The 20,221-nt window shown below is 61.6% G+C and carries 15 protein-coding genes and 2 pseudogenes; 6 read left to right on the forward strand and 11 right to left on the reverse strand.

What is annotated here, in order from left to right; all coding sequences use genetic code 11:
* The first annotated feature begins 46 nt into the window (after positions 1 to 46).
* Entirely contained in the window at positions 47 to 1,492 is a 1,446-nt protein-coding gene (locus E8A46_RS22150; RefSeq protein ID WP_291565855.1) for an XRE family transcriptional regulator, read from the forward strand.
* A 158-nt stretch (positions 1,493 to 1,650) separates the two neighbouring features.
* On the opposite strand, the gene ppk2 is transcribed toward E8A46_RS22150, so the two are convergent.
* The 3 genes from ppk2 to E8A46_RS22165 all read right to left on the reverse strand — a co-directional run bounded on the left by ppk2 (position 1,651) and on the right by E8A46_RS22165 (position 4,846).
* The gene (ppk2, locus tag E8A46_RS22155; RefSeq protein ID WP_291565857.1) at positions 1,651 to 2,538 is read right to left on the reverse strand and encodes a polyphosphate kinase 2; all 888 of its coding nucleotides are present in this window, start codon (positions 2,536 to 2,538) and stop codon (positions 1,651 to 1,653) included.
* 192 nt (positions 2,539 to 2,730) lie between these two features.
* Positions 2,731 to 3,954 (reverse strand): DUF4010 domain-containing protein, encoded by a 1,224-nt coding sequence (locus E8A46_RS22160; RefSeq protein ID WP_291565858.1) that lies wholly within the window; start codon positions 3,952 to 3,954, stop codon positions 2,731 to 2,733.
* Positions 3,955 to 4,021: 67 nt separating this feature from the next.
* Positions 4,022 to 4,846 (reverse strand): universal stress protein, encoded by an 825-nt coding sequence (locus E8A46_RS22165; RefSeq protein WP_291565860.1) that lies wholly within the window; start codon positions 4,844 to 4,846, stop codon positions 4,022 to 4,024.
* A gap of 153 nt (positions 4,847 to 4,999) precedes the next feature.
* Here E8A46_RS22165 and E8A46_RS22170 point away from each other — a divergent pair, with 153 nt between their 5' ends.
* Both E8A46_RS22170 and E8A46_RS22175 read left to right on the forward strand, forming a co-directional pair.
* Positions 5,000 to 5,695: a VIT1/CCC1 transporter family protein gene (locus E8A46_RS22170; RefSeq protein ID WP_291565862.1), complete on the forward strand. Its 696-nt coding sequence runs from the start codon at positions 5,000 to 5,002 to the stop codon at positions 5,693 to 5,695.
* A gap of 128 nt (positions 5,696 to 5,823) precedes the next feature.
* Complete coding sequence (locus tag E8A46_RS22175) at positions 5,824 to 6,318, forward strand: hypothetical protein (RefSeq protein WP_291565864.1); 495 nt, start codon at positions 5,824 to 5,826, stop codon at positions 6,316 to 6,318.
* A 21-nt stretch (positions 6,319 to 6,339) separates the two neighbouring features.
* On the opposite strand, the gene E8A46_RS22180 is transcribed toward E8A46_RS22175, so the two are convergent.
* The 4 genes and pseudogenes from E8A46_RS22180 to E8A46_RS22195 all read right to left on the reverse strand — a co-directional run.
* Entirely contained in the window at positions 6,340 to 7,569 is a 1,230-nt protein-coding gene (locus E8A46_RS22180) for an APC family permease (RefSeq protein WP_291565866.1), read from the reverse strand.
* 26 nt (positions 7,570 to 7,595) lie between these two features.
* Positions 7,596 to 8,143 (reverse strand): annotated as a pseudogene (locus tag E8A46_RS22185) (cytochrome b).
* A 46-nt stretch (positions 8,144 to 8,189) separates the two neighbouring features.
* Positions 8,190 to 9,023 (reverse strand): universal stress protein, encoded by an 834-nt coding sequence (locus E8A46_RS22190; protein ID WP_291565867.1) that lies wholly within the window; start codon positions 9,021 to 9,023, stop codon positions 8,190 to 8,192.
* Positions 9,024 to 9,354: 331 nt separating this feature from the next.
* Positions 9,355 to 9,660 (reverse strand): annotated as a pseudogene (locus tag E8A46_RS22195) (septal ring lytic transglycosylase RlpA family protein); the annotation flags it as partial.
* 385 nt (positions 9,661 to 10,045) lie between these two features.
* Between E8A46_RS22195 and E8A46_RS22200 the strand changes: the two are divergent.
* From E8A46_RS22200 to E8A46_RS22210, 3 genes are all read left to right on the forward strand, one after another.
* Positions 10,046 to 11,434 (forward strand): caspase family protein, encoded by a 1,389-nt coding sequence (locus tag E8A46_RS22200; RefSeq protein ID WP_291565869.1) that lies wholly within the window; start codon positions 10,046 to 10,048, stop codon positions 11,432 to 11,434.
* A gap of 861 nt (positions 11,435 to 12,295) precedes the next feature.
* On the forward strand, positions 12,296 to 14,356 hold the full coding sequence (locus tag E8A46_RS22205) for an alkaline phosphatase family protein (RefSeq protein WP_291565871.1): 2,061 nt from the start codon (positions 12,296 to 12,298) through the stop codon (positions 14,354 to 14,356).
* Positions 14,357 to 14,505: 149 nt separating this feature from the next.
* Positions 14,506 to 16,032, forward strand: a complete 1,527-nt coding sequence (locus E8A46_RS22210; RefSeq protein WP_291565873.1) for a tetratricopeptide repeat-containing sulfotransferase family protein — start codon at positions 14,506 to 14,508, stop codon at positions 16,030 to 16,032.
* Positions 16,033 to 16,089: 57 nt separating this feature from the next.
* On the opposite strand, the gene E8A46_RS22215 is transcribed toward E8A46_RS22210, so the two are convergent.
* From E8A46_RS22215 to E8A46_RS22230, 4 genes are all read right to left on the reverse strand, one after another.
* On the reverse strand, positions 16,090 to 17,055 hold the full coding sequence (locus tag E8A46_RS22215; RefSeq protein ID WP_291565875.1) for a polyphosphate kinase 2 family protein: 966 nt from the start codon (positions 17,053 to 17,055) through the stop codon (positions 16,090 to 16,092).
* A 193-nt stretch (positions 17,056 to 17,248) separates the two neighbouring features.
* Positions 17,249 to 17,944 carry an NUDIX hydrolase gene (locus E8A46_RS22220; RefSeq protein WP_291565877.1) on the reverse strand — a complete coding sequence of 232 codons (696 nt, stop codon included), beginning with the start codon at positions 17,942 to 17,944 and terminating at the stop codon, positions 17,249 to 17,251.
* A 21-nt stretch (positions 17,945 to 17,965) separates the two neighbouring features.
* A complete protein-coding gene (locus E8A46_RS22225; RefSeq protein ID WP_291565879.1) occupies positions 17,966 to 18,994 on the reverse strand; it encodes an ABC transporter substrate-binding protein in 1,029 nt (342 codons plus the stop codon).
* 109 nt (positions 18,995 to 19,103) lie between these two features.
* Positions 19,104 to 20,177 carry a serine hydrolase gene (locus tag E8A46_RS22230; protein ID WP_291565881.1) on the reverse strand — a complete coding sequence of 358 codons (1,074 nt, stop codon included), beginning with the start codon at positions 20,175 to 20,177 and terminating at the stop codon, positions 19,104 to 19,106.
* Between the last annotated feature and the right edge of the window lie 44 nt (positions 20,178 to 20,221).

Here is a 20,221-nt window from a genome sequence, read left to right on the forward strand (position 1 = left end):
CCCCAGACGACCTGCGAAGCAGGAACAGCGATCAGCGAGGCTGCCAATGGCGGGTGATTCCGGAAAGAAACTGTTTGTCGGCCCCCGTTTCCGGCGCATCCGCCAGCAATTGGGCCTGTCACAGACCCAGATCGCCGAGGGCCTCGGGATCTCGCCCTCCTACATCAACCTGATCGAGCGCAACCAGCGCCCGGTGACGGCGCAGATCCTGCTGCGGCTGGCGGAAGCCTACGACCTCGATCTGCGCGATCTCGCCACCGCCGACGAGGACCGCTTCTTCGCCGAACTGAACGAGATCTTCTCCGATCCGCTGTTCCGGCAGATCGACCTGCCGAAACAGGAATTGCGCGATCTCTCCGAACTCTGCCCCGGCGTCACCCATTCGCTGCAACGGCTTTACGCCGCCTATACCGAAGCCCGCCGCGGCGAGACCATGGTCGCCGCTCAAATGGCCGACCGCGATGAGGGCACGCGGTTCGAGGCCAATCCGATCGAGCGCGTCCGCGATCTGATCGAGGCCAACCGCAATTATTTCGGCGAGCTCGAAACCGCGGCGGAAAACCTGCGCGACGAGTTGAACGTCCCGGCGGAAGCATTGTTCGCCGCGCTCTCGGCGCGGCTGCGCGAAAAACATTCGATCCAGACCCGCATCATGCCGGTCGATGTGATGCGCGAGACGCTGCGGCGGTTCGATCGCCATCGCCGCCAGCTCCTGATCTCGGAGCTGGTCGATGGCCCCGGCCGGGCGTTTCAACTCGCCTTTCAGATCGGGCTTGCCGAATGCTCCGGCGCGATCGAAACCATCATCGGCCGCGCCGGCTCGCTCGACGACACCCCGCACCGGCTCTACCGGATTACGCTTGCGAATTATTTCGCCGCCGCCGCCATGATGCCCTATCAGCCGTTCCACGCGGCTGCGGAGCAGCTCGGCTACGACGTCAACGTGCTGGCGCAGCGTTTCAATGCCGGCTTCGAGCAGGTCTGTCACCGCCTGACCACGCTGCAGCGGCCCAATGCGCGCGGCGTGCCGTTCTTCATGCTGCGAGTCGACAACGCCGGCAATGTCTCCAAGCGGTTTTCATCCGGCACGTTTCCGTTTTCGAAATTCGGCGGCACTTGTCCCTTGTGGAACGTGCATTCGACCTTCGACACGCCGGACCGCCTGCTCAAGCAGATCATCGAACTGCCCGACGGCGCGCGGTATTTCTCGATCGCGCAGATGGTGCGCCGGCCGGTGGCGCCGCACCCGCAACCGCAACCGCGCTTTGCGATCGGGCTCGGCTGCGAGATCCGCCACGCCGCCAAGCTGGTCTATGCGAGCGGCCTGGATCTGGAGAAAACCGAGGGCACGCCGATCGGCGTCAACTGCCGGCTCTGCGAACGCGAAAACTGCAGCCAGCGCGCCGAGCCGCCGATCACCCGCACCCTGATCCTCGACGAGAACACCAGGCGGGTGTCGTCGTTCGCATTCTCCAACGCGCGGGAGCTGTGAAGGGCGGCTTCACCCTCCCTTGGAGGGCAGCCGGTCGGCCAAATCAGTCGGGTGGATCAACGTGAAAGCGGCCTCATGCCGTCGCCGTCATCACCCGCCGCGAACTTTCGCGGGGCATGACGAATGAACGTGGGATGGCGCAGTAAGTAGCTCCCCCCTCAATAGACCTGGGGGACGAAACGCTGGCTCGACTTCCGGGGCCGCTTGTAGCCGGTATCCGGCTGGCGCAGCGGAAGCTCAACCTCGACCGGTCTCATGTCTTGATAGGGAATTTGATTCAGCAGATGCCGGATGCAGTTGAGCCGGGCGCGTTTCTTGTCATCGGCGTTGACGACGTGCCACGGCGTCTTCTTGCGGTCGGTGTGCGCGAACATCACGTCTTTCGCCCTCGAATATTCCACCCAGCGCTTGCGCGATTCCACGTCCATCGGGCTGAGCTTCCAGCGTTTGATCGGATTTCGGATGCGCTCCTGAAAGCGCCGCTCCTGCTCCTCGTCATTGACTGAGAACCAGTATTTGATCAGACAGATTCCCGAGCGCACCAGCATCTCCTCGAAAATCGGGCAGGAGCGCAGGAACTCCTGATATTCGTCCTCGCTGCAGAACTCCATGACGCGCTCGACCCCGGCGCGGTTGTACCAGCTGCGATCGAACAGCACGATTTCACCCCGTCGCGGCAGCTCGGCGGCGTAGCGTTGAAAATACCACTGGCCGCGCTCGCGCTCGGTCGGCGTGCCGAGCGCCACGACGCGGCAGATGCGCGGATTCAGGCTCTCGGTGATGCGCTTGATGACCCCGCCTTTGCCGGCCGCGTCGCGGCCCTCGAAGATGACGGCGACCTTGAGGCCCTGCAACCGGACCCATTCCTGCAGTTTGATGAGTTCAAACTGCAGATGGGCGAGTTCGTCGATGTATTTATAGTTCTTCGGAGGTTTGCGCGGCTTCGGCTGTCCGGCCGCGTGCCAGTACTGCTCGACGGCTGCGATTTCCCTGGCGTCGCGCAGGACGGATCGCTCAGCCCCGGCAGATTTGCGGCTCTTTGCCATTGGCCCTCCAGGGATCGCGCAACGTTAACGAATCGTCCTCCAGCCCATGCTGGAAACCATCGTCAAATATGACGGCTTGGAGACGCCGGACCATGATCTGGCGCAAGGATGACAGCCAAAGGCGGACAACGCCGCCGAGGGTCAAAGGTGCCGCCAAATAGCAAACGGCTCGAAACTCTAATCCGGCACCGATCAGGAGAAAAGCCCGCCCACCCACGCAGCCAACCCGACCAATATCAATCCGGGGACTACACGAACGGCAAATGAGCGGCCCCCGTGGGTGGCGGCAAGAACCAGCTTGCTGATCATATTGGTGGAAAGTCCCGCGAGAATCGGCAGCACGGCGTCGACCGCGGTCATCTTTTCCGATGCGACGAGCGAAGCCACCGAGATCGTCGCCGAATGCGGGTCGACGAATCCGGCAAGCGCTGCGGCCAGAATAATCCCATTCTCGCCAAACCATTCCCGAAGCGCGGCGGAGGCGACCATGATGCATGAAAGGGTCGAGGCAAACACCAGAGCCGTCGTGAAATTGAACGCGCGTCCGATTTTTGCCTCTTCCCCGCCTTTCTGACGTAACGCCAGAACCGTAAAAATTGTCCCGTAGACGACCGCAGTCAAGCCCGCGCTTGCGAGCGAAATTGAAAGCGTTCGAAGGGTCGGCAAGCTTGTGGCACCAAGAATAATCGCCAGTTGCGCAATCGTCGCGACCGTCGACAGCACCGCGCCCGCTGCAGCGGCCGCCATAACGTCGCTACCGGCTTTCACCCGTGTGCCCATCGCCGCGATTGTGGCGGTGCTTGAGACGAATCCTGACGCGAGCCCAGCCATAGGTAGTCCAAATCTGGTACCGAGCATGCGAACCGCGATGTGGCCGGCGCCGCCAATCGCCATCACTAGAACTACCAGAATCCAGATTGAATGCGGGTTGAGGGCGCCGTACGGCCCCATCGAACGATCCGGAATGAGCGGCAGAACGACAAAGGTCGCACCAGCGAAGATCAGAATGTCGTTGAGTTCATTTTCTGTAAGCACCGAGCGAATAAAGCGGTGGAGCCGAGTTCGCGAGGCAAGCAGAACGGCCACGACGACGGCGAGGCCGCCCGCAAGTTCGGGCTGTTGCATTGAAAGTCCGCCCAGCAGAACAGTCAGGATCAGCGCGATTTCAGTCGTCAAGCCGGGGTCTTCACCGTGACCGCGCCAATAGGCGATCACGGTCAATGCGGTGACCCCCACAGTCACAATCGCAAGTAATAACTCGTCTCCAACAATGAAACCAATCGCACCAGCAAGCGACGTAACGGCGAACGTTCGTATCCCCGCAGGAGAACGCGCCGGACCCTCGCCTTTGCGCCGCTCGCGCTCAGCGCCGATCAGTAGGCCGATCCCGATTGCCACTATGAGGTTGATGAGCACGGGTGTGGTTATGGCGTTATCCTCGCTTCGGGATAGAACGGAGGGCCTTAAGGCAGGCCGTGGCAGCCTAATGAGACATGAGGCAACAAAGCGGACACGACGCGAGGATGCTCCGCGTCATGCCGCCGAAGACCCATTCCCCTACCCGGCTGTGGCCATAGGCTCCGGCCACCAGCAGGTCGGCGTCCTCGTTCAGAGCAAACTGGACCAGGTGATCCGCATCAGGCCTGTCGCGGTGAATAATTGGCCGAGGATCCGCGGCGATTCCGTGTCGCCCCAGATAGCGGACGACGTCTTCGGTCCGGGCTAACGCATTTCGTTCATCGTCCCGGGTGCAGACTTCGACCACCGAAACACGTTTGGCGGCGCGTAAAAACGGAATCGCATCCAGCGCGGCCCGACGGGCCTCGCGAGTATCCTTCCAGCCCAAGACGACATGTTCGGCCCGCAACGAGGCGATGCCCGGGGCAACGAGTAGCGCAGGCCGGCCCAGTTTCAGAAGCACCTCGCTGGGATATAGGCTTCGGTAATTGTCGTAACGGCCCTGGGCCTGCTGCCCGAGGATGACAAGATCGGCGGAGCGGGATTCACGCGTCAGCGCCTCGGCCGGAAAATCAAGCTCGGTTCGCCATTCGACGCCCGGACGATCCATGCCGACAACACCGCGGAACCAATCTCCTTTTTCGATCAACCCTGCCTGCATCTGCTTGATGTCGCCCTCCGTTGCTTCTTCGATGATCACACCTTCCGCAACGAACGGCGGGGGAACGGCGCGGGCCGAGATTCCAATCAGGGCTGCATTGAACTTTGCTGCAAGATCTGCGGCTATTCGAACCCTTTGTTCCGGAATGCCATCGGCATCGACATAGACCATCAGGGCTGCATAAGACATGAGGGCACTCCTTCGCAAAGGCAAAACCTAAAAATGCCCTGCATGGCGGATGCCGTTATTGATGCATCGCAAATCCGCTTCAGTAAGCGGTGCTAGTTGGGCTGGCCGCCTTCAATTATCCCGTTTACGCGATCTGCGACGAGGTGCTCCAGAATGCCTACAGTTCCGCATATCGAAAAGCATTTCACTGCCACCGAAACCGTGCGCGATGTCGTGATCGGGATGGCCGACGGCCTGACCGTTCCTTTCGCACTGGCGGCGGGGCTGGCCGCCGCCGTCTCCTCGACCAAGGTGATCGTGACCGCGGGGCTCGCCGAAATCGTCGCGGGTGCGATCGCGATGGGTCTCGGAGGTTATCTCGCGGCCCGCACCGACGCCGAACATTACGGGTCGGAGCGAGCGCGAGAAGACTGGGAAATCGACAATCTCCGCGAAAAAGAGGTGCAGGAGGTTACGGAAATATTCCGCAGCTACGGTTTAGAGCGTGAGGCACTGACAACGGTAGTCGGCGCGGTTACGGCGGATCGCAAGCGCTGGCTCGACTTCATGATGCGCTTTGAGCTTGGTCTGGACGAACCGGATCCGAAACGTGCGCCGATCAGCGCCGGAACGATTGCCGCTTCGTATTTCGTCGGCGGGCTGATTCCGCTCACGCCCTATATTTTGACGTCGAGCATTTCGGACGCATTCGCATATTCGGTCGGATTTACGGGCGTGGCTCTTCTTGCGTTCGGCGGTATCAAGGGCCATTTCACCGGCATCAATAAGGTAAAATCAGCCGCACAGACGCTGCTGGTAGGTGGGCTTGCCGCCGCAGCCGCCTATGCGCTGGCGCATGCCTTCGCTTGATTTTGTCACCGGCGCTTGCTGCTTGCACGGCCGCAATTGATGTAGGTCAAAGCCCATCGATCAGCAAAGTTTATAAATTAACTTTATCCTGCTACGAGGTCCGTCGCATGAAGGATATCAGAGCCGAGATGCCCGTGCGCCCGGATATGATCTGGGATTTGCTGATCCGGCTATCGGGCATCGTGCTGTTAGTCCTGCTGGTCATCGCCTATTCCACCGGCGAGGAATTTCCGCATACCCACGTCATGATCGGCTACGCTATCGCCGCCCTGATGGCCGTTGCTGTTTTTTGGGCCGTCATCAGGCCGCACCATGCCCAGTTTCCGCCGACCGTCTACAGCCCGCGCGGAGTCAAGGCGTTGTTTCAAAATGCCGACCGGGTTCCCAAGACGCTCGCAACGATATTCCTGATCCTGGCAGCGCTGCCCTTGTGCGCGTTAATCCTGATGTTGCTCACACATACGCTGTGGGGCACCATGTGGATTGACGAGATGCACGAGGTCGTCGCCTATTTTGGCGTGGGATTGGTTGCCCTCCATGTTGCGATGGTGGGCATCGCCAGCAGCGGTCATATCGAGGACCGCATGCGGAAGATATTCGGCGGCAGCAAGCATCCATACTAGCCATGGCGCCGCTCTCGCGATTCATCTGAATAGGGCCCCCGCCATCATGGCGAGGCAGGTCACAAATCCGATGGCGGGTATCCATATCGGAACGCTGACGTGCGGATTGTCCGACTGCACGCCTCGATACCGCAGCCGCAGCAGGGCAAGGTTCACCAGCGCGAAGACCGCGAGCGTCGCCAGGGAGGTGCCTTCCGCAAGCGGCGTCAGTGGCACGAACAGCGCCAGTGGAACGACACACGCGGCAATGCAGGCGGTAGCGACCAAAGGCGTGCCGGTTCGGCGGTGCACTCGCGCGAAAATGGCCGGCAACCCGCCTTCGCGTGCCAGCCCGTAGACAACGCGAGCCGCCATCGTCATCTGCGCGAGGATCGTGTTCAGCGTAGCCACGATCGCGATCGCGCTGATTGTCGCCGGACTGACGCCCGCGACCTGGCGAAACACCAGACTGAGCGGCGCCGATGAGGAGGACAATCGTTCGATCGGCACGGCGCTGACGGCGACTGCGGCGACCAGGACGTACAGGACCGTCGAGATGCCAAGGGTCAACACCATGGCGCGGGGGATATCGCGGTGCGGCACCTTCGCCTCCTCCACGACATTGGCCAGATCCTCAAAGCCAATGAATGCGAAAAACGCGAGCAAGCTGCCGAAACCGACGCCGGACAAGGCCGCGGCATCCAGCGGCGGCAACCGGGTTATCGTCGCGACAATGGGAAGGTCGGCGTGAATGCCGGCGAGGATGACGGTCACCAGACCGCCGACCTCGATGAGCGTGAACAGGCTTGCCAGCACCACCGATTCCAGAATGCCCCACGCTGCCACGGCGCCGAGCAGGACGATAACGATCACCACGATAAGGCCTTGCGGCAGATCGGTGAATTGCTGGATATAGCCCGCCGATCCGACCGTCACGGCGGCCGAAGACACCACGCCGGTCACGACCGTCAACAGACCAATCGCGGTGGCAAGCGCGCGGGACTGGAACGCCGCCCTGACATAGGCGGCTTCGCCCGCGCTGACCGGGAAGCGCGTCGAAAGTTCAGCATAGGAGGCAACGGTCAGCGCCATGACGGCGGCGGCGACCACGAACGACCACGGGGCATAAATCCCGGCATGACCAGCGACGGCACCGATCAGCACGTAAATGCCGGCGCCCACCGTGATGCCGGTGCCGTAGAGCACCAGCAATGCGAGGCCGAGCCGCCGACGCAGCGGCACGGCGGATTCCATCGAAGGGTCACTCTTCATTGAACATTCGAGGCCGCGCACCGATGCTAGAGCTTGCCGCGAGGAAGCATGCGAATGAGCGTATTATCGCGGAAAACAAAGTGGTGAACCAGTGCCGCGACAGCGTGAAAGCTCGCAACGATCACAAGCGCATTGGCGAGGATCTCGTGGACCTCCGTTACATTATGGGCAAAGGCTCGATCGCGTATCCAGGGTGACGGTATCTCGGCGAGTCCAACAGCGGCAGCGCATTGCCGCGCGCAAACTGCGCAACGATGCCGGCGATCGGGGCCGCAATCAGCAACGCGTAAAGCGTGTAATGCGCAAGACGCGCCGCGGGGTCGGCGAAGGCGCCCAGCCATCTGCCGAATTCATTCGGCTCAGGGGGCGGCGGCGGCTCGACCACGCGCCAGGCCAACCGCATGATGAGCGCCGTCAGGATCAGCAATCCCGCGGAAATGTGGACAAAAAGTCCCGCATCCCGCGCCGCGCCTTTCGGCAAGTCGTCGCCGAAGGTACCCAGCGTCCACGCCGTCAAAACCAGGATGACCGTTAGCCAGTGCAGGAACTGGGGAGTTACTCCGTACCGATTGATGGGATTGGTCAGTTGCACGACTAATCCTCCGATTGGTCCACGCTCGTCAATGCGAAAACAGGATCGGCAGCGGCGGCTTTGACAACAGGCCGTCGGTCGCGCCACCCAGGATGAATTCCCGCAGGCGGGAGTGTCCATACGCGCCCATGACGAGCAGATCCACCTCGTGTGAGGCGACATAGGCTTCGAGAACGGCGCTGATCGACCGGCCCTTGGCGTCAACCCGGTCAAGCACGACATCGATGCTGTGCCGCGAAAGGTTCTTCGACAGTTCTTCGGCGGAATGTTTTCGATCAAGCTGCTTCTCGTTGAGAACGGTAACGATGCGGACCTTCTTCGCCTTTTCCAAAAGCGGCATCGCATCCGATACCGCGCGCGCAGCGACCCGGCTGAAATCCCAGGCCACCGCGACGGTTCCGAGTTCGAACGGGCGAGAGCGCGGGTTTTGCGGCAGGACCAGGGTCGGCCTGCCGGAGCCGAACATCACGGCCTCGGCATACCACCGATCGTTTGACTCCGGCATGATGGTGAGATCTCGAAGCCGGGCATATTCGATCAGCAAGTCCGGTACTTCGAACGTCTTGCATTTCAGGAGCATCGACTCACGGGAAATTCCGGCCTTCGCGGCGGCGGCGTCGAACGCGGCCAGCAGGTCTTCGGCGTTCCTTCGGCTCTTGCTGGCTTCACCAGCAATGACCCCCGGCAGGCCCACCACGGCCCCCGACATAAAATGGCCGGGAACCTGGACGTGCAATTCGCAGGAAAGCGCCGCGATGTGGGCGCCGAGAGCTGAAGCGACCGAAACTGCGCCGTCAACCACGGATAACGGCGTCGGCTCGGGATAGCTAGTCAGCGTGACCAGAATATCTTTAAACGCCATGAAAGCCTCATACCAGGATATAAGCTTAGCGCGGCAACTGGCTCGAAGGTTTGATTCAGCTCAAGCCTGCGTCCTCCAGCTAATGCCGACACTTGATCATGATCTGGCGCAAGGATGACAGCCAAAGGCGGCCGACGCTGCCGAGAGTCAGAGGCGCCGCATTGGCGATGTCCCGGCCACTACTCCGGCAAGCGGATTGTTTTTGAGCCGGTTGTCACTCGAGCAACAGAATATTTTTCGCCACGGAGCGGGATACAAGAGCGCGAAGGCAACCTCTCGGGCAAATCACGCCTCCGCCGCCATACCGGGTGCCGGGGATGATGCCGGCCTGCACGGGGATCACGCTGACCCTTATCGTGCCGCTGTCGATCATATCAAGTTCTCGCGCCGCAGCGCGGCTGACGTCGATGATGCGGCCACGGCGATAAGGACCGCGGTCCGTGATGCGAACCACGACGGTCTTGCCGTTGCGGACGTTTGTAACCAGCACATTGGTGCCGAACGGCAAGGTGCGATGCGCGGCAGTGAGCCCTGTTGTGCCGGCTATTTCGCCGCTTGCGGTCTTTCCGGCGCCATAGAACGACGCCATGCCGTTTTCGGCATGAACTGAGGCGATCACGACCGAAGACAACGCCATCGCCAATGATAATTTGAGAACGACCATTGGCCGCCAACGCCCGTCGATCTTCCGGGTTCCCGCGAGCGGGGTTCAGCCGCATCGAGCCGAACCGCGACCATGCACCAAGGTCGCGGCTAGTTGAGGCGAGCCTCCAGGCCAGCGCGTGAACCTACCCGAGTGCTGTCGCGGGAGCTGCGCCATGGAGGGCGCTGTGCAATGCGGCATGACAATCGGCGCGCGCCGTGGAACCATTGATCCGGATAAAGGTTGCTGCACGCGAACCTTGAGTTGACCCGTGACCTCGCTACCCGCCGGAAGTTCAAATTTCATGGCAGTGCGTTTGAACCGGCCTGGATTTCTTGAAAATCAACAGCGATTCTTAAGATCAGGGAAGAAATAGGCCATGCGCTTCTGGATCCTGGCATTGTCACTCCTGGGATTTCTCATCAGCGCGGATGCCGCCAGGGCCGAACGCCGCGTCGCCTTTGTCGTCGGCAACGGCGCTTACAAAAACGTAACACCGCTTCCGAACCCGCCGATCGATGCCAGGTCGATGGCCGGCGTGCTCCGCGACGCGGGTTTCGACGTCGTCGAGGGCATCAATCTCACCCGCGACGAGATGACCGGGCGGCTGCTCGAATTCGGCCAGAAGACGCAAGGCGCGGATGTTGCGGTATTTTTTTATGCCGGCCATGGCATCGCCGTTGACGGCGTCAACTACCTGGTGCCGGTCGATGCCGACATCAAATCCGAAATGGACGTCAAGCTTGGCAATGCGATTAGCCTCGATCTCACGCTCGACCGGACCATGAAGGCCGCCAAGATCAAACTGATGTTCCTCGATGCCTGCCGTGACAATCCGTTTGCAGCGAAGATCCGGGCCGGCGCGAGCACGCGGCGTGTTTCGGTGCAGGCCGGCCTCGCCGAAATGTCATCCGGCGAAAGCACCCTGATCGCGTTCGCCACCGGTCCCGGACAAACCGCGCTGGATGGCCAGGTCGGCACCAACAGTCCCTTCACCCGGGCCTTGATGGCCAATATCACCCAGCCGGGCGTGGAGATTCAGCAGGCGATGACGCAGGTCCGCGCCCAGGTCGATGAAGAGACCAACAAGGCGCAACTGCCCTGGGGGCAGACCAATTTGACCGGCGCCGTCTACCTCAATCCGGTTGCGGCGCCGGCCGCGACCGGCGCCGTCGTGGCAGGGAATACCCCGCCATCCACGGCCAGCGCCACTTCCGAGGTTGAGCTCGAGTTCTGGCGTTCGATCGGGGATTCGAACAAGCCTGCAGAACTCAATGCCTATCTGACCAGCTACCCGACGGGCCAGTTCAAATCGATCGCTCTGGCGCGGATCGCCGCGCTGGAGAACGGCCCAGGCACGACCACCCGCAACCTGTCGGCACTGGTCAATCCGGCGACCTCGACCGACGAGGCAACTCAGGAAACCGAAGACCAGATCGGTCTCAACAAGCGAAAACGTCGCGACGTGCAGCACCGGCTGACCCGTCTCGGCTTCGACACCAAGGTCAACGGAAAGTTCGACGAGGCGACCCGCGCCGTCATCACGCGCTGGCAGGCGGCGCGTGGCTATCCGACGACCGGCTTCCTCAATGCAGCGCAGCATCAGGCCCTGCTGAATGAAACCGCCCCAGCGGCGCATGCAACCGCCGGCACCGGCGACGAAACCGATGACAGCCATCCGGCCCATCGTCGCGGTCGCCGCGGCGGCGGCGGCCCCAATCCGGTTCGCATGATCGGCGGCATGATCGGCGGACTGTTCGGGCGCTGATGATCCGACCGATGGTGGCACGGCGCGTGCGAGAGCTGCCGCTGCCTGCGTCCACCGCATCGAATGCCGGAGTATTTTTTCGGATAGGTCGCAACACATCCGCGACACCGCCTGAAGGTCTGTGCGCTCTCCTGGTCGAGAACGTCGTCTTTTTGTCGTCGCATTGATCCAGAACAATCCATGTAAGTTCAAAAACCGGTAAATAATTGCCATGAAGCTATCGGATTTTTCTTGCCCGTCCTGCGGGGCGGCTTACGAGGTCGCCGAGTCCATATCGGCGAAAGGAAAGCCCGGCCGGGCCGAGTGCATCGTCTGCGGCGGGTTGTTGGATTCCTGGCAGACACCCAAGATGATAGCCTATCGACTGGTCTCGCCGGCGGAACATCGATATTCGCGCATTCCTGTGCCGCGGTCTCCCATGGTCTCGGCGTCCGGCTGATTTAAAAACCGCCGCGGCATCGATCGTCAAACCTTGCCACTTATGCGGAAATGAAGCGGCCGGGGGATTGAGGCTGCGTTTCGATAGCCAAAGCCGCCCGGCGAATCCCATCCGCATCGCGGGCTGGCGCGTTTGAATATGACGCTGGCTTCGCTCCGCCGAGCCCCTCTTCGAGAGCCACAACCCCGTCCACCCTGATCGCGTCGCGCCAAACCGTTCGCCGCGCGCGGCCGGCGAGTATTTGGCTGCTCTTCCATCCATCCTGCCGTGCCTACCCAAGCCCGTCGCGGTTTGGTCCCTTCATTGTCCCTTAACAGAACTGACACCTGCCCGAAGCACATCTGACACGTGGCGCATTTAGCGTCCCCGCCACTGTTGCCGGATGACAACAGCTCATTTCGCTTTCAAATTGAGGAGTCTCTATGCTCAAGCAACGGACGAAAAGTCTACGCGATCGCACGGTCGTCACCGCAGCCATATTGTCGCTGATGGGAAGCAATGCCCATGCCGGCCAGGTCGGGGGAGCGAGCAGCAACGACCGCAAGACCGACAGCCCAATCAAGCACGTCATCGTCATCGTGGGCGAAAACCGTACCTTCGACCATGTGTTCGCGACCTACGAGCCGCGCGAGGGCGAGCATGTCGACAATCTTCTGTCCAAGGGAATCATCAAGGAGGATGGTTCGCCGGGTCCGAATTATGCCAAGGCGGCGCAGTTCTCGACCACAGTCAACAATTTCTACTCGATCAACCCCACGCCGAAGACGCCCTACAACACCACGACCAACAAGCTGCAGGCGCCGGGAACGTCCTACGCGCCGCAGACCTGCTACACCACCGTCGAACAAGCTGCCCTCAACGGTCCGGGTTGCCTCACCACGCTGTCGGAAGCCGCTCGCGGCGATTACGGCTTGCGCAAGCAGGATCTTCCGTTGCTGACGACTGGCGCGACGGGCATACCGGGGAATTCGCCGGATACGCGCGTCCTGGACTACGCCAGCCTGCCGAACGGCCCCTACCCGCTGGTGACGCTGCCGCAGGGCGAGGACGAAACCTCGAGCCTCTACAAGACTTACGGCGGCAGCCCGGTACATCGCTTCTACCAGATGTGGCAGCAGCTCGACTGTGACGTCACCAAGGCCACCAATCGCAATCCGAGCGGCTGTCAGGCCGATCTGTTCCCGTTCGTCGAGATGACCGTCTCCTCCGGCAGCAATGGCAATCCGACGCCGAAGCCGCTCAAGGAAGGCGATATCGCGCTCGGCTTCTACAACGTCGCCAAAGGCGATGCACCCTATCTGACCAAGCTGGCGCGCGAATACACCCTCAACGACAACTACCATCAGCCGGTAATGGGCGGCACGTTCGCCAACATGATGATGTTCGGCTATGCCGATGCGCTGTATTACGCCGGCAGCAATGGCGACCCCGCGACCCCCAACCATGTCCTGGTGCCGGGCTCGAACCCGCCGGTTTACGTCGATGAGGTCGAGAACCCCAATCCGGCGCCGGGTACCAACAATTGGTACACCAATGACGGCTACGGCGGCGGCAGCTACACCAACTGCTCCGACCCCACGCAGCCGGGCGTCACCCCGATCGTCACCTATCTGAATGCGATCCACGTATCGCCGAACTGCGCACCGAACGCTTATTATCTGCTCAACAACTATGTGCCGGCTTACATCGGCAGCGGCGCCACCGATCCGATCAACAACGGACCGTTCACGCTGCCGCCGGTGATCAAACAGAAGCACATCGGCGATACGCTCACTCAGGCCAGCGTGTCGTGGGCGTTTTTCGGCGAGCGCTGGAACGACTTCAAGACCGCCCCCGGCGAGGGCGCGAACTTCGGATCGCTTGACCCGATCGCGTACCTGTATTGCAACATCTGCAATCCGTTCCTGTATTCCGCCTCCGTCATGACCAATGCTTCGGCGCGCAACGCGCACCTGAAGGATACGCTCGATCTCTATGACGCGATCGAAGACGGCACGCTGCCGGCCGTGTCGTGGGTCAAGCCGAGCACCTTCAACGATGGCCATCCTTCCTCGTCCAGGCTTGATCTGTTCGAATCCTTCGCCAGGAAGATCATCGATCAGGTGAAGTCCAAGGAAGAGCTCTGGGAATCCACCGCGATTCTCATCACCGTCGACGAGGGTGGCGGCTATTACGATTCCGGTTACGTGCAGCCGGTCGACTATTTCGGCGACGGAACCCGCATTCCCATGCTGGTCGTGTCGAAATATTCGCAAGGCGGCCACGTCTCGCATGAATATTCCGATCATGCCTCGATCATAAAATTCATCGAACGGAATTGGGATCTTCCCAGGCTCTCGAACCGCACCCGAGACAACCTGCCGAACCCAAAGACCTCCTCTGACAATCCCTATGTGCCGGTGAACCGCCCGGCTATCGGCGATCTCTGGGGCAATTTCTCGTTCAACGATCGCGATGGCGGGGATCACGACGGGCACCACTAATCGGCAAAGGCTGCTTTTGGCAACGAAAGCAGCCTCTCGCTGACCGACATCATTACACAAGTGCATATGGCCGGGCGTATCTCGCCCGGCCTTTATGATGGAGCTAACCTTTGCCACCCACTGCACCGCGGCGAGCCGACCTGTCACCGATGAACGAAGCGCGACGCGCCTTCGCCAGCGGCGATCTGGCGACCGCTGAACGAATTTGTTCAGAGCTGCTCGCACGCGCGCCGGACGATGGAACCGGCTGGGCGCTATTGACGGAAACCGCTTTGCAGCGCGGGCGCCCTGAGGCCGCGATCATCTGCGCCAATCGCGCGGTTGCGCTGATGCCGAAGGACCCGATCGCGCTAATCCTGCGCGCCAAATGCCTGTTCGTGTCCGGCGAGGCCCGCGGCGCGCTCGAGGCTGCCGAGGCCGCCGCGAAGCTGACCGACCACGCTCCGGAAACGCTCGACGCCTGCGGTGCGATCTTCGGCCTGCTTGGAATGCATCAAAGGGCGAAACAATTTTTCCTGCGCGCGGTCGCCGCGCGTCCCGACGTGCCGCAATATCTGTTCAATCTGGCCGCGACCGAGCGCATGACGGGGTCGCTGGACGAGGCCGAGGCGCATTGCGATGCCGCCATCGCGCGCGACCGCCACTATGGCCTGGCGCACTATTTGCGCTCGGACCTGCGCGTCCAGACGCCCGACCGCAATCATATCGAGGAAATGGAAGCGCTGATCCGCGAGGGCCGACTTGCGCAGCCGAGTGAAGTGATGCTGCGCTTCGCGCTCGGCAAGGAATGCGAAGATCTGGAACTGCACGACCGCGCGTTCGGTCATGTCGATGCCGGCTGCCATCTGCAGCACCGCTCGATAGCCCACGATTCCGCCGCCGAGATCGCGGAACTCGACCGGATCATCCACACCCACACAAGAGACTGGATCGTCGCCGCGCCACCGGGCCATTCCGCGGCGGCGCCGGTGTTCGTCGCCGGGCTGCCGCGCACCGGAACGACGCTGGTCGAGCGGATCATCGCCAGCCACCCCGCGATGGATTCAGCGGGAGAAACCGGCGCGTTTGCGGCCGAGATGCGCCGCGCCCTGAAGGATAAATCAGGCGGAGCCGACCTCGCCGGCATCGGCAAGCGATACGTCGATTCGGTGACGGCGTTCCGCGTGCCAAAGAATGTTCGCTTCGTCGACAAGACCTTGCAAAACTACCTTTATTGCGGCCTGATTCACGCCGCGCTGCCGGCGGCCAAAATCATATTGATCCAGCGGCATCCGCTGGATGCCTGCTGGGCGATCTACAAGGCGCACTTTCAGGGCAAGTTCTCGTTCGCGTATCATCAGATCGAATTGGCGGAATATTACCTGGCCTATCGCCGGCTTTCGCGGCATTGGCGGGCAACCCTGCCGCCGGACGTGCTGCTGGAAATCAGTTACGAGGACATCATCCGGGATCAGGTGGCCACCAGTCGACGTCTCATCGACTTCGCCGGACTTTCGTGGGGCGACGAGGTCCTGCGATTTCACCAGAGCCCGGCGCCTTCCGCCACCGCAAGCGCGGTTCAGGTCCGGCGCCCGATCTATTCGTCGTCGGTCGGCAAATGGCGGCACCACGCCGAGCGGCTGGCGCCGCTGCGCGCCCGGCTGGCGCGCGAAATGCCGGCAAGCGAATTGGCGTGAGGATTTTTTCTATCCTTCGGCTTGCCTTTGCCCGGGTATAGCGAAAAGAAAAGGCGGTTACTTCCTGGCCCGCACCTTCGGAGCGGCTTTCGCTCCAGCCTTCTTGGTCCCCCGCCCCTTCCCTTCGCTCTCCAGCGCCTTGCGCACCTCTTTGAATTCCAGCAGCGAGGCCTTGTCGGCGCGTGGAAAATGCAGATTGAGCCCCTCCAGCGCGCTAGCGATCACAGATCCGATCACCACCCGGGCGAACCATTTGTGATCGGCCGGCACCACGTACCATGGCGCCAGCGCCGTCGAAGTATGCCGGACGATGTCCTGATACACCGCCATGTATCGCGGCCACAGCCCGCGCTCGCTGATATCGTTCATCGAGAATTTCCAGTTCTTCGCGGGCTGGTCCAGCCGGTCGAGAAACCGCTCGCGCTGCTCGCGTTTGGAGACGTTGAGGAAGAATTTCAGGATCACGGTGCCGTTGCGCGCAAGGTAACGCTCGATCGCGGCGATGTCCTCGAACCGCTCGCGCCAGATATTCCTGGTGACCAGCTTATGGGGGATTTTCTCCTGACCGAGCAATTCCGGGTGCACCCGCGTCACCAGACATTCCTCATAATAGGAACGATTGAAGATGCCGATGCGACCGCGCTCCGGCAGCGCCACCATGCTGCGCCACATGAAGTCATGGTTGAGCTCGTGCGATGTCGGCTGCTTGAACGAGGTGACATCGCAGCCCTGCGGATTGACACCTTCGAAGATGCTCTTGATGGCGCTGTCCTTGCCTGCCGCATCCATGCCCTGAAAGATCACGAGCAGCGACCAGCGGTCCTGCGCGTAGAGCCGTTCCTGAAAATCGTTGAGCCGCTTTCTGTTGGCTTCGAGGATTTTTTCGGCCTTGTCCTTGTCGAGACCGCCCTTGTCATTGGTCCGGTGCGACCTGAGATGGAACGCGCCCGATCCGTCGAAGCGGAACGGCGCGACAAACGGCTTCAATTGATCGCTGACAGATTGCGAAGGTTTCTTGCTCATGAAATCGCGAGCTCCGGTTGCCTCGTATGGTCCAAACGGTACATGGCGCGTCCGAATGGCGCCAGTTCGTCATTGCGAGCGCCAGCGAAGCATCCAGGACCGATGCACAATGACGGGATTGCTTCGTCGCTCGCGCTCCCTTGCGCAAGCGCCTCGCGGCTGTCGCAGGCAATGACGGTGAAAATCACAATGATCAGGAAAACTCCCGCTCCATAAACGCCGTGACAAAACGCGGCATCGCCGCCGAAAGATCGCCGGTTCCGCGCACCAGATGGATCGCGGAAAGTTCAGGCTGGCGTTGCCGGGCAAGATTGGCCTCGATCCGCGCGCGTAATGCCTCGCCCGGCATGTCGACGTGCAATATCCGGATCATCGCGATCGTGGCGCCGGAAATCACGCAATCCCAGTGTGCGCTCGCCGTGTAATCCGCCTCCGCGAGACCGGTTTCCTCCAGGGTTTCACGGGCGACGCTGCCGGCAATATCGACCGCGCCGTCCTTGATATCGTCGAGATCGGGCGTTCCCGCCGGAAAGTAGATGCGCCCCCCATTGGAGGTGTGCTGTGCCATTTCGCCGAGCAGGAACGCGCCGTCGGCCGAACGCAAGGCGCCCATGCCGAAGCCGTTGAAAATGTCGGAATCGGGAAAACCCCAGTCGCGCCACGCCAGGAAGCTTGCGAAATCAGTTTCGAAGTACTCGGCGCCAAAGCGGCCTTCGGTGCAAACCGGATTACGCGCGAGCAGGACCCGGCCATTCCAGATCGGCTTCGCAAGCTGCTCCCGTGCAAAATGCGCATCGATGTCAGAGCGCCGGGCCACTGCGAATGGCCAGGGCGCGGGGCGAACGGGCAGATCAAGGGTCGTGACGCGATGAATCCGAGGGGTCCTCATGCGACCATCGACCCGCCGGTTTTACCTGGCATTCAAGCCCGTCGTCTTTCTGGCCTGATCGACATATTTGTTGGTGTAGGTCTTGGTGACATCGATATTGGCCTTGGCGACTTCAGGTGAGCTCTCGCTGAACACCGCGAGCACGGCGTCGGCACCCTTGGGGTCCATCAAGCCGGTCTGCGAATACATCGGGATCGTGTTCTTCAGCGCGGCGAGATAAAGTTCCTTGTTCTTGCCGACGATTTCCGGCGGCATCTTCTCCATGATTTCTTCGGCCGAATGCGCGTGAATCCAGCCGAGCGTGTTCAGGATCGCGCCGGTCAACGCCTGCACCTCCTTTTCGTGGCCAGCGACCCACGCGGTCGTCGAGTAGAGCGCGCCGCCGGGGTATTCGCCGCCGAACACGTCGAGCGTATCTTTCTGGGTGCGCGTGTCGGAGAAAATGCGCAGGTCCGGATGATTGCCCTGCAGCACGGTCACCGAGGGGTCCAGCATCACCGCCGCGTCGATCTGGCCCTGCTCCATCGCCGCCACGGCGGTGGCGCCCAGGCCGACGCCGATGACGGCAACGCCCGCCGGGTCGATGCCGTTCTTCTTCAGGAGATATTTGAGAAAGAAATCGGTCGAGGAACCGGGCGCGCTGACGCCGACCTTCTTGCCGGCAAGATCCTTGATCGATTTGATCTCGCTGGTGTGCGCCGGCGACACCACCAGCACTTCGCCCGGATAGCGGTCGTAAACCACAAAGGACTGCAGTTCCTGTTTCTTGGCGGCGAGATTGACGCAGTGGTCGAAATAACCGGACACCACGTCGGCGCTGCCACCGAGCACGGCCCTCAGCGCGTCCGAACCGCCCTTCAGATCGACCAGTTCGACCGCGAGCCCCGCCTTCTCATACTCGCCGAGCTGCTTCGCCAGCACGGTCGGCAGATAGCAAAGGCAGGCGCCGCCGCCGACGGCGATCGTCACCTTGGTTTGCGCCGCCGCAGATCCGGAGACCAGGACCATCGCCAGCAATGTGGCGGCAAGCCTTCCCAACATCGTTCTCATTGATTTGCTCCGTACCAGCTGCTCGTCGCGCGCACGATAAAGCAGCGCACGGGTCTTGAGAAGGCGGTTATTGCCCGCCGTCATTGCGCCGTGTCCGCAAGACATATCATCATTTTCCAAACTGCTCGACCACGCCGCGCCACAGGGCAATCGTTTCGGCATTTGAGGCGCGGTCCGAGGTATTCTTGCGCACGGCGGTGTGCACCATGACGAGCTTGGAGGCTGGGTCGACCAGGATCATTTGGCCGCGGAGTCCGAGCAGTGCAAATCTCCGCTGCGCGCCGGGAAGGATCCATACTTGATATCCATAGCCGAAGTACGGGGTGGCGGCTCCCGGCGCGAGATAGCCGCTGGATGGAGGCACCGTCGTGGCGTCGAGCAACCACCGCTGCGGTATTAACTGGCGTCCTTCCCATGCGCCGTCATGCGCGAGCAGCCGACCCAGTCGCGCATAGTCCCGCAAGGTCGCGTTGAAGCAGCAGAAGGTGGCTTCCTGCCCGGTGCCATCCATGGCCCACGAGGCGTCGGCCTCCGTGCCGATCGCGCCCCAGATCCTGTCGTGTAGGTAGTCCGCGACGGGCTCGCCGATGGCCGCCCGCAACACGAGACCCAGCACCTCGGTCTCGGCGCTGGCGTAGTGCCACTGGGTTCCGGGCGGAACCGTGCGTGTGTTGAATTGGGCCACGCTGGCGATCGGATCCTTTCCAGGATCGCCGAACAGGTCGCGTCCGAGCTTGGTGACGTCGTCGTGCCCGTCGTAGAGCTCCGAAAATGCCACGCCTGACGACATATGCAGCAGGTCCCGAATCGACGTCTTGCCGTATTCGGTCTCCGCGAGGCCGGGAACATAGGCTGCGACAAGGTCGTCGATCGACTTGATTTTGTTCTCGGAGATGGCGATGCCGATCAACATCGCCGTTATCGTCTTTGCCATGGACTGCGAAAGGAAGCGGTCACGATCGGTGCGCGCGTACTGATAGTGCTCGTACAGAATCGTGTCGTCCCTCGCGATCAAAAGCCCGGTGGTCGGGTTGCGGCCAAGATAGGTCTCGATCGAGAGCCGATCCGGTCCGAAATTGAAAGAGATCGCTGGCTCCGGCGCCCGCTTGAACAGCCACGGCGTGGTCGCGCAGCGTACCACGCGCGATGGAATCAATTGATCGAAATGGCTATACGTGCCCACGAGGTTTCCGAGCTGGCTGGCCGTCGTACGCGTTCCAACCGGGA

It is taken from the genome of Bradyrhizobium sp., assembly GCF_004799445.1.
Classification (GTDB): Bacteria; Pseudomonadota; Alphaproteobacteria; order Rhizobiales; family Xanthobacteraceae; genus Bradyrhizobium.

Coding starts and splice junctions, on each gene's coding strand:
- E8A46_RS22150 (WP_291565855.1), top strand. CDS start 47: ATGGCGGGTGATTCCGGAAAGAAACTGTTTGTCGGCCCCCGTTTCCGG.
- ppk2 (WP_291565857.1), bottom strand. CDS start 2,538: ATGGCAAAGAGCCGCAAATCTGCCGGGGCTGAGCGATCCGTCCTGCGC.
- E8A46_RS22165 (WP_291565860.1), bottom strand. CDS start 4,846: ATGTCTTATGCAGCCCTGATGGTCTATGTCGATGCCGATGGCATTCCG.
- E8A46_RS22170 (WP_291565862.1), top strand. CDS start 5,000: ATGCCTACAGTTCCGCATATCGAAAAGCATTTCACTGCCACCGAAACC.
- E8A46_RS22175 (WP_291565864.1), top strand. CDS start 5,824: ATGCCCGTGCGCCCGGATATGATCTGGGATTTGCTGATCCGGCTATCG.
- E8A46_RS22180 (WP_291565866.1), bottom strand. CDS start 7,569: ATGAAGAGTGACCCTTCGATGGAATCCGCCGTGCCGCTGCGTCGGCGG.
- E8A46_RS22190 (WP_291565867.1), bottom strand. CDS start 9,023: ATGGCGTTTAAAGATATTCTGGTCACGCTGACTAGCTATCCCGAGCCG.
- E8A46_RS22200 (WP_291565869.1), top strand. CDS start 10,046: ATGCGCTTCTGGATCCTGGCATTGTCACTCCTGGGATTTCTCATCAGC.
- E8A46_RS22205 (WP_291565871.1), top strand. CDS start 12,296: ATGCTCAAGCAACGGACGAAAAGTCTACGCGATCGCACGGTCGTCACC.
- E8A46_RS22210 (WP_291565873.1), top strand. CDS start 14,506: ATGAACGAAGCGCGACGCGCCTTCGCCAGCGGCGATCTGGCGACCGCT.
- E8A46_RS22215 (WP_291565875.1), bottom strand. CDS start 17,055: ATGAGCAAGAAACCTTCGCAATCTGTCAGCGATCAATTGAAGCCGTTT.
- E8A46_RS22220 (WP_291565877.1), bottom strand. CDS start 17,944: ATGAGGACCCCTCGGATTCATCGCGTCACGACCCTTGATCTGCCCGTT.
- E8A46_RS22225 (WP_291565879.1), bottom strand. CDS start 18,994: ATGAGAACGATGTTGGGAAGGCTTGCCGCCACATTGCTGGCGATGGTC.